The sequence below is a fragment of the Streptomyces niveiscabiei genome, assembly GCF_033794345.1.
Taxonomy (GTDB): Bacteria; Actinomycetota; Actinomycetes; order Streptomycetales; family Streptomycetaceae; genus Streptomyces; species Streptomyces niveiscabiei.
This window is the reverse complement of the sequence record NZ_JARAYJ010000013.1, coordinates 172,468-186,113: the sequence shown is the minus strand read 5'-3', so window position 1 is coordinate 186,113 and position 13,646 is coordinate 172,468. Positions and strand designations below refer to the sequence as shown.

The 13,646-nt window shown below is 66.6% G+C and carries 25 protein-coding genes; 2 read left to right on the top strand and 23 right to left on the bottom strand.

What is annotated here, in order from left to right; translation table 11 throughout:
• Positions 1-174: 174 nt before the first annotated feature.
• From PV682_RS20430 to rpsJ, 23 genes are all read right to left on the bottom strand, one after another.
• A complete protein-coding gene (locus PV682_RS20430) occupies positions 175-825 on the bottom strand; it encodes an adenylate kinase (RefSeq protein WP_055718831.1) in 651 nt (216 codons plus the stop codon).
• A complete protein-coding gene (gene secY, locus PV682_RS20425; RefSeq protein ID WP_055718832.1) occupies positions 825-2,138 on the bottom strand; it encodes a preprotein translocase subunit SecY in 1,314 nt (437 codons plus the stop codon). Before secY ends, PV682_RS20430 begins: the two co-directional genes overlap by 1 nt.
• 201 nt (positions 2,139-2,339) lie before the next feature.
• Complete coding sequence (rplO, locus tag PV682_RS20420) at positions 2,340-2,795, bottom strand: 50S ribosomal protein L15 (RefSeq protein WP_055718833.1); 456 nt, start codon at positions 2,793-2,795, stop codon at positions 2,340-2,342.
• A gap of 2 nt (positions 2,796-2,797) precedes the next feature.
• Complete coding sequence (gene rpmD / locus PV682_RS20415; RefSeq protein WP_005313525.1) at positions 2,798-2,980, bottom strand: 50S ribosomal protein L30; 183 nt, start codon at positions 2,978-2,980, stop codon at positions 2,798-2,800.
• A complete protein-coding gene (rpsE, locus tag PV682_RS20410) occupies positions 2,980-3,588 on the bottom strand; it encodes a 30S ribosomal protein S5 (RefSeq protein ID WP_010354225.1) in 609 nt (202 codons plus the stop codon). The genes rpmD and rpsE overlap by 1 nt, the downstream gene beginning before the upstream one ends.
• Positions 3,589-3,624: 36 nt before the next feature.
• Entirely contained in the window at positions 3,625-4,008 is a 384-nt protein-coding gene (gene rplR / locus PV682_RS20405) for a 50S ribosomal protein L18 (RefSeq protein WP_010354226.1), read from the bottom strand.
• 3 nt (positions 4,009-4,011) lie between these two features.
• Positions 4,012-4,551: a 50S ribosomal protein L6 gene (gene rplF / locus PV682_RS20400; RefSeq protein ID WP_055718834.1), complete on the bottom strand. Its 540-nt coding sequence runs from the start codon at positions 4,549-4,551 to the stop codon at positions 4,012-4,014.
• 24 nt (positions 4,552-4,575) lie between these two features.
• The gene (rpsH, locus tag PV682_RS20395) at positions 4,576-4,974 is read right to left on the bottom strand and encodes a 30S ribosomal protein S8 (protein ID WP_030788259.1); all 399 of its coding nucleotides are present in this window, start codon (positions 4,972-4,974) and stop codon (positions 4,576-4,578) included.
• 213 nt (positions 4,975-5,187) lie between these two features.
• Entirely contained in the window at positions 5,188-5,373 is a 186-nt protein-coding gene (locus PV682_RS20390) for a type Z 30S ribosomal protein S14 (RefSeq protein WP_003956452.1), read from the bottom strand.
• A gap of 2 nt (positions 5,374-5,375) precedes the next feature.
• Positions 5,376-5,933, bottom strand: coding sequence for a 50S ribosomal protein L5 (gene rplE / locus PV682_RS20385; RefSeq protein ID WP_055718835.1), 558 nt, complete (start codon positions 5,931-5,933; stop codon positions 5,376-5,378).
• Positions 5,933-6,256, bottom strand: a complete 324-nt coding sequence (gene rplX, locus PV682_RS20380) for a 50S ribosomal protein L24 (protein ID WP_045559456.1) — start codon at positions 6,254-6,256, stop codon at positions 5,933-5,935. The genes rplE and rplX overlap by 1 nt, the downstream gene beginning before the upstream one ends.
• A 2-nt stretch (positions 6,257-6,258) precedes the next feature.
• Positions 6,259-6,627: a 50S ribosomal protein L14 gene (gene rplN / locus PV682_RS20375; protein WP_055718836.1), complete on the bottom strand. Its 369-nt coding sequence runs from the start codon at positions 6,625-6,627 to the stop codon at positions 6,259-6,261.
• 101 nt (positions 6,628-6,728) lie between these two features.
• Positions 6,729-7,016, bottom strand: a complete 288-nt coding sequence (rpsQ, locus tag PV682_RS20370; RefSeq protein WP_009327090.1) for a 30S ribosomal protein S17 — start codon at positions 7,014-7,016, stop codon at positions 6,729-6,731.
• On the bottom strand, positions 7,016-7,240 hold the full coding sequence (gene rpmC / locus PV682_RS20365; protein WP_003974259.1) for a 50S ribosomal protein L29: 225 nt from the start codon (positions 7,238-7,240) through the stop codon (positions 7,016-7,018). Before rpmC ends, rpsQ begins: the two co-directional genes overlap by 1 nt.
• Positions 7,240-7,659, bottom strand: a complete 420-nt coding sequence (gene rplP / locus PV682_RS20360) for a 50S ribosomal protein L16 (RefSeq protein WP_055718837.1) — start codon at positions 7,657-7,659, stop codon at positions 7,240-7,242. Before rplP ends, rpmC begins: the two co-directional genes overlap by 1 nt.
• 5 nt (positions 7,660-7,664) lie before the next feature.
• Entirely contained in the window at positions 7,665-8,489 is an 825-nt protein-coding gene (gene rpsC, locus PV682_RS20355; protein WP_319731793.1) for a 30S ribosomal protein S3, read from the bottom strand.
• Positions 8,489-8,836 carry a 50S ribosomal protein L22 gene (rplV, locus tag PV682_RS20350; protein WP_055718839.1) on the bottom strand — a complete coding sequence of 116 codons (348 nt, stop codon included), beginning with the start codon at positions 8,834-8,836 and terminating at the stop codon, positions 8,489-8,491. The genes rpsC and rplV overlap by 1 nt, the downstream gene beginning before the upstream one ends.
• A 43-nt stretch (positions 8,837-8,879) precedes the next feature.
• The gene (gene rpsS, locus PV682_RS20345; protein WP_055718840.1) at positions 8,880-9,161 is read right to left on the bottom strand and encodes a 30S ribosomal protein S19; all 282 of its coding nucleotides are present in this window, start codon (positions 9,159-9,161) and stop codon (positions 8,880-8,882) included.
• Positions 9,162-9,173: 12 nt separating this feature from the next.
• Positions 9,174-10,010, bottom strand: coding sequence for a 50S ribosomal protein L2 (gene rplB, locus PV682_RS20340; protein ID WP_319731790.1), 837 nt, complete (start codon positions 10,008-10,010; stop codon positions 9,174-9,176).
• A gap of 38 nt (positions 10,011-10,048) precedes the next feature.
• Positions 10,049-10,468 (bottom strand): 50S ribosomal protein L23, encoded by a 420-nt coding sequence (gene rplW / locus PV682_RS20335; protein ID WP_055718842.1) that lies wholly within the window; start codon positions 10,466-10,468, stop codon positions 10,049-10,051.
• On the bottom strand, positions 10,468-11,127 hold the full coding sequence (rplD, locus tag PV682_RS20330; protein WP_319731787.1) for a 50S ribosomal protein L4: 660 nt from the start codon (positions 11,125-11,127) through the stop codon (positions 10,468-10,470). The genes rplW and rplD overlap by 1 nt, the downstream gene beginning before the upstream one ends.
• A 7-nt stretch (positions 11,128-11,134) precedes the next feature.
• Positions 11,135-11,779 (bottom strand): 50S ribosomal protein L3, encoded by a 645-nt coding sequence (gene rplC / locus PV682_RS20325; RefSeq protein ID WP_055718844.1) that lies wholly within the window; start codon positions 11,777-11,779, stop codon positions 11,135-11,137.
• An 18-nt stretch (positions 11,780-11,797) separates the two neighbouring features.
• Positions 11,798-12,106, bottom strand: coding sequence for a 30S ribosomal protein S10 (gene rpsJ / locus PV682_RS20320; protein WP_003948644.1), 309 nt, complete (start codon positions 12,104-12,106; stop codon positions 11,798-11,800).
• Positions 12,107-12,627: 521 nt separating this feature from the next.
• Here rpsJ and PV682_RS20315 point away from each other — a divergent pair.
• Together PV682_RS20315 and PV682_RS20310 are read left to right on the top strand one after the other, a co-directional pair.
• Complete coding sequence (locus tag PV682_RS20315) at positions 12,628-12,954, top strand: hypothetical protein (protein WP_319731784.1); 327 nt, start codon at positions 12,628-12,630, stop codon at positions 12,952-12,954.
• Positions 12,951-13,634 (top strand): hypothetical protein, encoded by a 684-nt coding sequence (locus tag PV682_RS20310; protein WP_319731782.1) that lies wholly within the window; start codon positions 12,951-12,953, stop codon positions 13,632-13,634. Before PV682_RS20315 ends, PV682_RS20310 begins: the two co-directional genes overlap by 4 nt.
• The last annotated feature ends 12 nt before the right edge of the window (positions 13,635-13,646 follow it).

Below are 13,646 nucleotides of genomic sequence, written 5' to 3'. Positions count from 1 at the left end.
GCCCAACTCGACGGGGGCATACGGAAGTTGGGACCACCGTTTCCCCCGTTGGTCGGCATGACCCTACAGACGGAGATCTTGCGTGTCCATGATTAATTGAAAGATCGGCAAAGCCCACCCAAAGAAGCCCCCGGCGTCCCTGAGGGACACCGGGGGCTTCCGGGGTACAGGTGCCTACTCGCCCTGGAGCGCCTCCATGGCACGCGCGGTGACCTCGTCGACCTTGCCCAGCGCGGAGATGGTGACGACCAGCCCCTGGGACTTGTAGTAGTCGATGATCGGCTCGGTCTGCGTGTGGTAGACCTCGAGACGCGTACGGACGGTCTCCTCGGAGTCGTCGTCGCGCTGGTACAGCTCGCCCCCGCAGACGTCGCAGACGCCGTCACGCTTCGGCGGGCTGTACGTCACGTGGAAGACGTGGCTGGAGTCCTCGCGGCAGATGCGCCGCCCGGCGATCCGCTTGACGACCTCGTCCTCGGGGACCTCCAGGTCCAGCACCGCGTCCAGCTTCATGGACTCGGTGCGGAGCATCTCGTCGAGCGCCTCGGCCTGCGAGACGTTGCGCGGGAAGCCGTCGAGGAGGAATCCGCCCTCGGCGTCCGGCTGCTCCATGCGGTCCTTGGCCATCCCGATGGTGACCTCGTCCGGCACCAGGTTGCCCGCGTCCATGTAGGACTTGGCGAGTTTCCCCAGCTCGGTCTGCCGGCTGATGTTGGCGCGGAAGAGGTCGCCCGTGGAGATGTGCGGGATCGACAGGTTCTTGGCCAGGAACGCGGCCTGCGTTCCCTTCCCGGCACCCGGCGGCCCGACGAGGACGATTCGCATCAGCGGAGGAACCCTTCGTAATTGCGCTGCTGGAGCTGGCTCTCGATCTGCTTCACGGTCTCCAGACCGACACCCACGATGATGAGGATGCTGGTACCGCCGAACGGGAAGTTCTGGTCTGCCCCGAAACCAGCCAACGCCATCGTCGGGACGAGAGCAATCAGACCCAAGTACAGCGAGCCCGGCCACGTGATCCGGTTGAGTACGTAGGAAAGGTACTCAGCGGTCGGACGGCCAGCCCGGATGCCCGGGATGAATCCACCATACTTCTTCATGTTGTCGGCAACTTCCTCGGGGTTGAAGGAAATCGCGACGTAGAAGAAGGCGAAGAACACGATCAGCAGGAAGTACAGCGCGATGTGCACCCCGGCCCGGGTGTTGGCCAGGTTCTGCGTGACCCAGGTCGCCCAGCCCGCCTGCGAGTTGGAGAACTGGACGATGAGTGCCGGGATGTAGAGCAGCGACGAGGCGAAGATGACGGGGATGACGCCCGCCTGGTTCACCTTGAGCGGGATGTAGGTCGAGGTACCGCCGTAGGACCGGCGCCCGATCATGCGCTTCGCGTACTGGACGGGGATCCGGCGCTGGGCCTGCTCGACCAGGACGACGAGGCCGACCATCACGAGGCCGACCGCGATGACGGTGCCGAACTCGATCCAGCCGCCGGCCAGGGTGCCCTGCTTCTTGATGGCCCACAGCGCGGAGGGGAAGGTCGCGGCGATCGAGATGAACATCAGGATCGACATGCCGTTGCCGATGCCGCGGTCGGTGATGAGCTCACCGAGCCACATGACGAGGGCGGTGCCGGCGGTCATGCAGATGACCATCACGATGGTCGTGAAGATGTCGCGGTCCGGGACGATGCTGCTCGCGACGGAGCAGCCGGAGAACAGCGAGCCGCTGCGGGCGGTGGCGACGAGGCCGGTGCCCTGGAGGATGGCGAGTGCCACGGTCAGGTACCGGGTGTACTGCGTGATCTTCGCGGTACCCGCCTGGCCCTCCTTCTTGAGGGCTTCCAGGCGCGGGATCACGACGGTCAGCAGCTGGAGGATGATGCTCGCCGTGATGTACGGCATGATCCCCAGCGCGAAGATCGTGATCTGGAGCAGCGCGCCGCCGCTGAACATGTTGATCAGCCCGAAGAGGCTCTGATTGCCGGACGCCTCGTCCACGCACTGCTGTACGGACTTGTAGTCGACGCCGGGGATCGGGACGTGGGTACCGACCCGGTAGACCACGACGATACCGAGCGTGAAGAGCAGCTTCTTGCGCAGGTCGGGCGTCTTGAACGCCCGGGCGAACGCGGTGAGCACGGTGCCTCCTGCGACCCCCGCGCAGCTGCGCCAAGGGTGACGGTCTGAGGTTCGACGGTTGGTTGATGACGATGCTGAAAAGAGACAGCGCAGGCCACCTTACCGGCGACACTGCCCCGTCTGGAACGACCGACCGGGGATACCCCTTTTGTGGGGTATCCCCGGTCGGGATCGCTCATGTCATCGAGACGCCTGAGGTGATCAGACGAGCTCGGTGACCGTGCCGCCGGCGGCGGTGATCTTCTCCTTGGCGGAGCCGGAGACGGCGTCGACCGTCACCTGCAACGCCACGGAGATCTCACCCTGGCCGAGGACCTTGACGAGGCTGTTCTTGCGAACCGCGCCCTTGGCCACCAGACCCTCGACGGTGACCTCGCCACCCTCGGGGTAGAGGGCGGCCAGCTTGTCGAGGTTCACGACCTGGAACTCGGTCTTGAACGGGTTCTTGAAGCCCTTCAGCTTCGGAAGACGCATGTGGAGGGGCATCTGGCCACCCTCGAAGCGCTCCGGAACCTGGTAGCGGGCCTTCGTGCCCTTGGTACCACGACCGGCCGTCTTACCCTTCGACGCCTCACCACGACCGACACGGGTCTTGGCGGTCTTGGCGCCGGGGGCCGGACGGAGGTTGTGGATCTTGAGCGGGCTGTTCTCCGCCATGATCAGTCGACCTCCTCGACCGTCACGAGGTGGCGGACGGTGTGCACCATGCCGCGGAACTCGGGGCGGTCCTCCTTGACGACGACGTCGTTCAGGCGCTTGAGCCCGAGCGAACGCAGCGTGTCACGGTGGTTCTGCTTGCTGCCGATGTAGGACTTCGTCTGCGTGATCTTGAGGCGGGCCATTACGCAGCACCAGCCCCGGCACGCGCCCGCAGCAGAGCCGCGGGGGCGACGTCCTCCAGGGGGAGGCCGCGGCGGGCCGCGATCTCCTCCGGGCGCTGGAGACCCTTGAGGGCCTCCACCGTCGCGTGGACGATGTTGATCGCGTTGGACGAGCCGAGCGACTTCGACAGGATGTCGTGCACGCCCGCGCACTCCAGCACGGCACGCACCGGGCCACCGGCGATGACGCCGGTACCGGGGGAGGCAGGCTTGAGCAGGACGACGCCCGCGGCCTTCTCGCCCGTGATCGGGTGCGGGATGGTGCCCTGGATACGGGGGACCTTGAAGAAGTGCTTCTTGGCCTCCTCAACACCCTTGGCGATGGCGGCCGGCACCTCCTTGGCCTTGCCGTAGCCGACACCTACGGTGCCGTCACCGTCGCCCACCACGACGAGCGCGGTGAAGCTGAAGCGACGGCCACCCTTGACAACCTTGGCGACACGGTTGATCGCGACGACACGCTCGACGTACGCGGTCTTCTCGGCGGCGGCTGCGCCACCGTCACGACCCTTACGGTCCCGCCGCTCGCCGCCACCGGCACCGCTTCCACGGCGCTGGGGTCCAGCCATTGGATTACCTCTCTCTTTCCGCTAGCTACGAGCGGCTCAGAACTTGAGCCCGGCTTCGCGGGCGGCGTCCGCCAGGGCGGCGATGCGCCCGGCGTACTGGTTGCCGCCACGGTCGAACACCACGGCCTCGACACCGGCGGCCTTGGCACGCTCGGCGACCAGGGCGCCGACCTGCTTGGCCTGAGCCGACTTGTCGCCCTCGCCACCGCGGATCGAGGTGTCCAGGGTGGACGCCGACGCAAGGGTGTGACCCTTGAGGTCGTCGATCACCTGGGCCACGATGTGGCGGTTGGAGCGGGTAACGACCAGACGGGGACGCTCTTCCGTACCGTTGATCCGCTTGCGGATGCGCAGGTGACGGCGCTTGATCGCGGCGCGCTTGTAGGCGTCGCCCTTCAGGATCTTCTGTCCGTATGCCATGGCTTACTTACCCGCCTTTCCGACCTTGCGGCGGATGACTTCGCCCTCGTACTTGACGCCCTTGGCCTTGTACGGGTCGGGCTTGCGCAGCTTGCGGATGTTGGCCGCAACCTCGCCGACCTTCTGCTTGTCGATGCCCTCGACCTGGAAGCGGGTCGGGTTCTCCACCTTGAAGGTGATGCCCTCGGGCGCCTCGACGACGATCGGGTGGCTGTAGCCGAGCGCGAACTCGAGGCTCGTGCCCTTCGCGGCCACGCGGTAACCGACACCGCTGATCTCGAGCTTCTTCACGTAACCCTGGGTCACGCCGGTGATCATGTTCGCCACCAGCGTGCGGGACAGGCCGTGCAGGGCCTTGCTCTGACGCTCGTCGTTGGGGCGGGTGACGCTCAGCACGCCGTCCTCACCCTTGGCGATGTCGATCGGAGCTGCGACGGTGTGGGTCAGCTCGCCCTTGGGGCCCTTGACCTTCACCGTGCGGCCGTCGATGGTGACGTCCACGCCGGCGGGAACCGCGATGGGGAGCTTGCCGATACGCGACATAGCTGTTTCCTCCGTTCCCTTCTGCTACCAGACGTAGGCGAGGACTTCCCCACCCACGCCCTTCTTGCCGGCCTGCTTGTCGGTGAGGAGCCCGTGCGACGTGGAGATGATCGCCACGCCGAGGCCGCCCAGCACCTTCGGCAGGGAGGTGGACTTCGCGTACACCCGGAGACCGGGCTTGGAGATCCGCTTGATGCCCGCGATGGAGCGCTCACGGTTCGGGCCGAACTTCAGCTCGAGGGTGAGGTTCTTGCCGACCTCGGCGTCCTCGACCTTCCAGCCCGTGATGAAGCCCTCCTGCTGGAGGATCTCCGCGATGTGCGACTTGATCTTGGACGCCGGCATCGTCACGGAATCGTGGTACGCCGAGTTCGCGTTCCGCAGACGCGTCAGCATGTCTGCGATCGGATCAGTCATGGTCATGAATTGGCCTTCGGCCTCTCTCGCCGGGGTTTCCTGTATGCGCCATCCCTCTCCCCACTCGGTGGCGGGACGGGTGCGGTGCGGGGACCTACGGCGTAGTAAGTCGTACGGGCGACCGTCAGGCGCCCAACCCTCCCAGCCTAAGCCATGGAGAGGTGGGCACCTGACACGCCCAGTGCTTACCGAGAGCCTCTGGAATCCCGAAGTACGGGACTACCAGGAGCTCTTGGTCACGCCCGGCAGCTCGCCGCGGTGAGCCATCTCACGAAGGCACACACGGCACAGGCCGAACTTGCGGTACACGGAGTGCGGACGGCCGCAGCGCTGGCAGCGGGTGTACGCGCGCACACCGAACTTGGGCTTGCGAGCAGCCTTAGCGATCAGAGCCTTCTTCGCCATGCTCACGCCTCCTTGAACGGGAAGCCGAGGTGACGAAGGAGCGCGCGGCCCTCAGCGTCGTTGGTCGCCGTGGTCACCACGGTGATGTCCATACCCCGGACGCGGTCGATCTTGTCCTGGTCGATCTCGTGGAACATGACCTGCTCCGTGAGACCGAAGGTGTAGTTGCCACGGCCGTCGAACTGCTTGGGGGACAGGCCGCGGAAGTCGCGGATGCGCGGGAGCGCGAGCGACAGGGTGCGGTCCAGGAACTCCCACATGCGGTCGCCGCGGAGCGTGACGTGGGCACCGATCGGCTGGCCCTCACGCAGCTTGAACTGCGCGATGGACTTGCGGGCCTTGGTGACCTGCGGCTTCTGGCCGGTGATCGTGGAGAGGTCGCGGATCGCGCCCTCGATCAGCTTCGAGTCACGGGCGGCGTCGCCGACACCCATGTTGACCACGATCTTCACGAGGCCGGGGATCTGCATGACGTTCTCGTACTTGAACTCGTCCTGCAGCTTGCCCGCGATCTCCTCGCGGTACTTCGTCTTGAGACGCGGAGTGGTGGTGGTAGCCATCAGATGTCCTCACCCGTCCGCTTGGCAACGCGAACCTTGTTGCCCTCGTCGTCGAAGCGGTAACCGACACGCGTGACGACCTTCTTGCCGTCCTTCTCCACGACCAGCTGGACGTTGGAGACGTGGATCGGGGCCTCGGTGGTCACGATGCCGCCGGCCTGCGAGCCGCTGGCGGTCGGGCCGGCCTTGGTGTGCTTCTTGACCCGGTTGACACCCTCGACCAGGACGCGGTCCTCGCGGGGGAAGGCCGCGATGACCTTGCCCTGCTTGCCCTTGTCCTTACCGGTGATGACCTGGACCAGGTCGCCCTTCTTGATCTTCATGCTTACAGCACCTCCGGAGCCAGCGAGATGATCTTCATGAACTTCTTCTCGCGCAGCTCGCGCCCGACCGGGCCGAAGATGCGGGTACCACGAGGGTCACCGTCGTTCTTCAGAATGACGGCGGCGTTCTCGTCGAAGCGGATGTACGAGCCGTCCGGACGACGGCGCTCCTTGACGGTGCGCACGACGACCGCCTTGACGACGTCGCCCTTCTTCACGTTGCCGCCCGGGATCGCGTCCTTGACGGTGGCAACGATGACGTCACCGATGCCCGCGTAGCGGCGACCGGAGCCACCGAGCACACGGATGCAAAGGATTTCCTTCGCACCAGTGTTGTCGGCGACGCGCAGTCGCGACTCCTGCTGGATCACGTCTATCTCCTGTGTGTCTGCCGGTTCCCGGCAGGGGTCTCAGTACGAGACCCCTGCCGAGCCTGGCGGAACTGCCCTGCGGGGGATGCCCCGCAGGAGAATTACTTGGCCTTCTCGAGGATCTCGACGACGCGCCACCGCTTCGTGGCGGACAGCGGCCGGGTCTCCATCAGGAGGACGCGGTCGCCGACGCCGGCGGCGTTCTGCTCGTCGTGGGCCTTGAGCTTGTTCGTACGGCGGATGACCTTGCCGTACAGAGCGTGCTTGACGCGGTCCTCGACGGCGACGACGACGGTCTTGTCCATCTTGTCGCTGACGACGAGACCCTCACGGGTCTTGCGGAAGCCGCGGGCCTCTGCGGTCTGCTCAGTCACGTTGTTCTCGCTCATCAGGCGCTCTCCACCGTCTCGATGCCCAGCTCGCGCTCACGCATCAGGGTGTAGATCCGCGCGATGTCCTTACGGACGGCCTTCAGCCGGCCGTGGTTCTCGAGCTGACCCGTCGCCGCCTGGAAGCGGAGGTTGAACAGCTCTTCCTTGGCCTCGCGGAGCTTCGCGAGAAGCTCCTCGTTGCCCAGCTCGCGCAGCTCGGACGCCTTGGTACCGGCCGACATCACGCTTCACCTGCCTCGCGCTTGACGATCCGGCACTTCATCGGCAGCTTGTGGGCCGCACGCGTCAGCGCCTCACGGGCGATCTTCTCGTTGGGGTACGACAGCTCGAACATCACGCGTCCGGGCTTGACGTTGGCGATCCACCACTCCGGGGAACCCTTACCGGAACCCATGCGGGTCTCGGCGGGCTTCTTGGTGAGGGGACGGTCCGGGTAGATGTTGATCCAGACCTTGCCGCCACGCTTGATGTGACGCGTCATGGCGATACGAGCCGCCTCGATCTGACGGTTCGTCACGTAAGCCGGGGTGATGGCCTGAATACCGTACTCGCCGAACGACACCTGCGTGCCGCCCTTGGCAGCGCCGTCCCGCTTGGGGTGGTGCTGCTTGCGGTGCTTGACCCTACGGGGGATCAGCATGTCGGTCAGGCCTCCGTTCCGGTGCTCTCAGCCGGAGCGGCGGCGGGCGCCTCGGCCACGGGGGCCTCGGAACCGGCAGCCTGCTGCGGCTTACGACCGCGACGCTCGCCACCGCGGCCACCACGGGCCGGACGGTCGCTGGCGCCACCGCGGGCCGGGCGGTTGCCCGCACGGGCGGCGGCGTTCTCGGCGCGGACCTCGGCGATGTTCTTGACGTCGCCCTTGTAGATCCAGACCTTCACACCGATGCGGCCGAAGGTCGTCTTGGCCTCGAAGAAGCCGTAGTCCACGTTCGCGCGGAGCGTGTGCAGGGGCACACGGCCCTCGCGGTAGAACTCCGAGCGGGACATCTCGGCGCCGCCGAGACGGCCACCGCACTGGATCTTGATGCCCTTGGCGCCGGCCTTCATCGCCGACTGCATGCTCTTGCGCATGGCACGGCGGAAGGAGACGCGGGAGGAGAGCTGCTCGGCGACGGCCTGGGCCACCAGCTGAGCGTCCGTCTCCGGGTTCTTGACCTCGAGGATGTTCAGCTGGACCTGCTTGCCGGTCAGCTTCTCCAGGTCACCGCGGATGCGGTCGGCCTCGGCGCCGCGGCGGCCGATGACGATGCCGGGACGCGCGGTGTGGATGTCCACGCGGACACGGTCACGGGTGCGCTCGATCTCCACCTTCGAGATGCCGGCGCGCTCCATGCCGGACGTCATCATCCGACGGATGGCGACGTCTTCCTTGACGTAGTCCTTGTACAGCTTGTCGGCGTACCACCGGGACTTGAAGTCCGTGGTGATGCCGAGCCGGAACCCATGCGGGTTAACCTTCTGGCCCATTACCGGGTTCCTTCCTTGCTGCTGACGACCACGGTGATGTGGCTGGTCCGCTTGCGGATCCGGTAGGCACGGCCCTGGGCGCGCGGCCGGAACCGCTTCAGGGTCGGGCCCTCGTCGACGTACGCCTCGCTGATGAACAGCGACGTGGCGTCGGTGTGGTCGTAGTTGTGAGCGGCGTTGGCGATGGCGCTGTCCAGCACCTTGCCGACGGGCTCGGAAGCGGCCTGCGGGGCGAATCGCAGGACCGCCTGAGCCTCCGTGGCGTCCATGCCACGGATAAGGTCCACCACGCGGCGGGCCTTCATGGGCGTGACGCGGATGTACCGCGCCTGGGCCCTGGCTTCCATGGTTGTCCCTCTCAGTTACTTACGTGTCTGATGCGATCCGCGCTTAGCGGCGCTTCGACTTCCGGTCGTCCTTGACGTGACCCCGGAAGGTGCGCGTCGGCGAGAACTCGCCGAGCTTGTGGCCGACCATCGACTCGGTGACGAACACCGGGATGTGGGTCTTGCCGTTGTGCACCGCGATCGTGTGACCCAGCATGCTGGGGACGATCATGGAGCGACGGGACCAGGTCTTGATGACGTTCTTGGTACCGGCTTCGTTCTGGGCGTCCACCTTCTTGACGAGGTGGCCGTCGACGAAGGGTCCCTTCTTGAGACTGCGCGGCATCTAAACCCGCTCCTAGCGCTTCTTGTTCGTCTTGCGGCGGCGGACGATGTACTTGTTCGACGCCTTCTTGGGCGAACGAGTACGACCTTCCTTCTGACCCCACGGGGAGACCGGGTGGCGACCACCGGAGGTCTTGCCCTCACCACCACCGTGCGGGTGGTCGACCGGGTTCATCGCCACACCACGCACGGTCGGGCGGACGCCCAACCAGCGCTTACGGCCGGCCTTGCCCCAGTTGATGTTGCTCTGCTCGGCGTTGCCGACCTCGCCGACCGTGGCGCGGCAGCGCTGGTCGACCAGGCGGATCTCGCCGGAGGGCATGCGGAGGTGGGCCATGGTGCCCTCCTTCGCGAGCAGCTGCACCGAGGCGCCGGCGGAGCGGGCGAACTTGGCGCCGCCACCGGGACGGAGCTCGATCGCGTGGATCGTGGTACCGACCGGGATGTTGCGGAGCGCCAGGTTGTTGCCGGGCTTGATGTCGGCCCCGGGACCGTTCTCGACGCGGTCGCCCTGCGTGAGGCCGCGCGGCGCGATGATGTAGCGCTTCTCGCCGTCGGCGTAGTGCAGCAGCGCGATGCGCGCGGTGCGGTTGGGGTCGTACTCGATGTGCGCGACCTTCGCCGGCACGCCGTCCTTGTCGTGCCGACGGAAGTCGATCACGCGGTAGGCGCGCTTGTGTCCGCCACCCTGGTGGCGAACGGTCACACGACCGGAGTTGTTACGACCGCCCTTGCTGTGCAGGGGGCGGACCAGCGACTTCTCCGGCGTGGACCGCGTGACCTCGACGAAGTCGGCGACGCTGGAGCCACGACGGCCCGGCGTAGTCGGCTTGTACTTGCGGATTCCCATTTCTCAGTCCTCGTCCGATATCGGACGATCCGACCCGCTTACGCGGTCGGACCGCCGAAGATGTCGATACGGTCGCCCTCGGCCAGGGTCACGATCGCGCGCTTGCTGTCCGCACGCTTACCGAAACCGGTCTTGGTGCGCTTGCGCTTGCCCTGGCGGTTGATCGTGTTGACGCCGGTGACCTTGACCGAGAAGACCGCCTGGACGGCCTGCTTGATCTGGGTCTTGTTGGCGCTGGGGTCGACGACGAACGTGTACTTGTTCTCGTCGAGGAGCGCGTAGCTCTTCTCCGACACGACCGGCTTCAGCAGGATGTCACGGGGGTCCGTGTACGACTTGCTGAGCGGGGTGACGACGGTGTTCTTGCCCTCGGCGGCGTGGCGGCGCGCCTTGGCGACGCGCGCGGCCTTGGCGGCCTTCGCGGCCTTGGGGGCGATGGAGGGGTGACGGATGGCCATCAGACCTCAGTCCCTTCGATGTCGTTGGCCTTGTTCGGGCCGGACACGAAGGACTCCAGCGCGGCCTGGGTGAAGACCACGTCGTCAGAGACGATCACGTCGTACGTGTTCAGCTGGCCCGGCTCCAGGATGTGGACCTGGGGCAGGTTGCGGGCGGACAGCCACGCGGCCTCGTCGGCGCGCTCGACGACCAGGAGCAGGTTCTTGCGCTCCGAGATCTTGCCGAACAGCGTCTTGGCGGCCTTGGTGGAGGGGGTCTCGCCCGCGATCACGCCGGTGACGACGTGGATGCGGTTGTGGCGGGCCCGGTCGGTGAGGGCGTGGCGCAGGGCCGCGGCCTTCATCTTCTTCGGGGTCCGCTGCGAGTAGTCGCGCGGCACGGGACCGTGCACGACGCCACCACCGGCGAACTGCGGCGCGCGGGTCGAGCCCTGACGGGCGCGGCCGGTGCCCTTCTGGCGGTAAGGCTTCTTGCCACCACCACGGACTTCGCCACGGGTCTTGGTCTTGTGCGTGCCCTGGCGGGCAGCGGCGTTCTGCGCGACGACGACCTGGTGGATCAGCGGGATGCTGACCTTCTCCACGCCGAAGATCTCCGCGGGGAGTTCGACGCTTCCGGTCTTCTCGCCGGCAGGCGAAAGGATGTCAACAGTGCTCATCGGTACCTCAGGCCCCCTTGGCCGCGGTGCGGACCAGGACGAGGCCGCCGTTCGGACCGGGGACAGCGCCCTTGATGAGCAGCAGACCCTTCTCCGCGTCAACGGCGTGGACGGTCAGGTTCTGGGTGGTGACACGCTCGTTGCCCATGCGACCCGCCATGCGGAGGCCCTTGAACACGCGGCCCGGGGTGGCGCAGCCACCGATGGAACCGGGCGAGCGGTGCTTGCGCTGGGTGCCGTGACCGGCGCCGAGGCCCTTGAAGTTGTGACGCTTCATGACACCGGCGAAGCCCTTGCCCTTGCTCTTGCCGGTGACGTCGACCTTCACGCCCGCCTCGAAGATCTCCGCGGAGATCTCCTGGCCCAGCGTGTACTCGGAGGCGTCCGCGGTGCGGATCTCGACGAGGTGGCGACGGGGGGTGACGTCGGCCTTGGCGAAGTGGCCCTTGAGGGGCTTGTTCACCTTGCGCGGGTCGATCTCGCCGAAGGCGATCTGGACCGACTCGTAGCCGTCGACGTCGTTCGTACGGACCTGGGTCACGACGTTCGGACCGGCCTTGACGACGGTGACCGGAACAACACGGTTGTTCTCGTCCCACACCTGCGTCATGCCGAGCTTCTCGCCCAGGATGCCCTTGATCTGCTTAGCCATTACTCAGATCACCGACCCTCAGAGCTTGATCTCGATGTCGACACCGGCCGGGAGGTCGAGTCGCATCAGAGAGTCAACGGTCTTGGGCGTCGGGTCGAGAATGTCGATCAGGCGCTTGTGCGTGCGCATCTCGAAGTGCTCGCGCGAGTCCTTGTACTTGTGCGGCGACTTGATGACGCAGTACACGTTCTTCTCAGTGGGCAGCGGCACCGGGCCCGCGACCGACGCACCAGTGCGCGTCACCGTCTCGACGATCTTCTTCGCCGAGGAGTCGATGACCTCGTGGTCGTAGGCCTTGAGCCGGATGCGGATCTTCTGTCCCGCCATGGCTACTCAGTAGTCCTGTTCTTCTTCGCTCCGGAATTCGGCGTTCCCTGCTCCCCGCTCCGACCCACGCGGTCGGGCGTGTCGCACCCTCGCTGACAGAGATTCCCCACCGGGAACCATCCACCTTCAAGGATTTCCACCGAGCCCCTGGCCGGTGCCGCACCACACTTCCCGAAAGATTCCCGTACGTCCGCCCCAGCGCTGCCCTCCAGGGCAGTTAAGGCGACGAGTACTGTGGGACTCGCTTCCGGTCCTCCCGGCGGGAGGCGCGCAGCATCAACACTCGACCGAGCAACCCCGCTAGTCTGCCATACGGGGGGTCGGGTCCGCCAATCGGGTCGGGGAGCATACCCCGGGAGTGACGCAGCTCAAACGCGAGGCCGGGTGAGACCCGCCGGAGTGGAGACCTCGTGGACCTTTCGTGCACCCCTGTCGGGGAGGGACCAGGGCCCGCCTGACCTGCGATCCGACCCCGTGCGATGATCGCGCCTTCAGCCGACCTCACGGGGAGCACAGCAAGGATGGCCGATGGTCACAAGGTCGATTTCGAGGCGCTCGCCAAACTGATCGTGAACCTCGCCGAGTGCGCGGGCGGCATGCGCACCGCCATGCGAGAGCTGGAGGACATCGGTCCCTCAGGCACCGGCTCCGGCGAACTCGAAGCCGCCTGCCACCACTTCCAGGCCAAGTGGGGACACGGCATCGAACTGATCGCCGACGCGACGAACGGCGTCACCGAGAAGGTCGCGCAGGCGGGCCGGCTCTACCAAGGCACGGAAGACGAGGTGGTCAGGCTCGTCTCTGCCGTGAAGACGGTCGACAAGACCATGCGGGCGGGTGACCGGTGACCTCCGCGACGATCGCCTTCCAGGTCCAGCCGGAGTTCCACGCCGTCCCACTGGGCACCGGCGAGGACTCGTTCGACGAGCGGATGCGGCAGTTCGCCCACGGCTACTGGGGCGAGCGGGCCGATCTGGAGCCACTGCGCCTTTTCACCAAGGCCGCGTATACAGCCGGCGCGCAGACCCTCGCCGAGAACGGTGTCGTCTACAACGCGCTCGGCGTCTTCCCGATCGGCGGCAGCGCGGACGGCACCGAACCGCCCGAACGCGTCAGCCGGGCCACGCTCACGGTCGGCACGCGCGAGCTGGACAACCCGGACCCCCAGTTCACCGCCATGGGCATCGCCCAGGCTCTGGACAGGGCGAACGACGGCGGCGAGACCCGGTCGGTCTCCCTCCCCGCAGGCCCTGCGGTCGTTCATGTCGCCGCTTCCCGCGCCGTCTGGGAGCTGCCGGAGGGCGAGCAGGAGCACCACTTCGTACGGATCGAGGTATGGCTCCCCTTCCCCTCCGAGGACCGCGTCCTGCTCCTGTGTCTGAGCACCCCCGACGTCCAGGACCTCTTCCGCTACCAGGCGATCCTCGCGGACATCGCGGACACCGTCGTCTTCGGCCTGCCGGAGGACCACGCACAGGAGTCCGCCGCCACAGCCTCCCCGCCGCCCTCCCCCTTCCGCGCCTACTGACCGCGCCGAGGA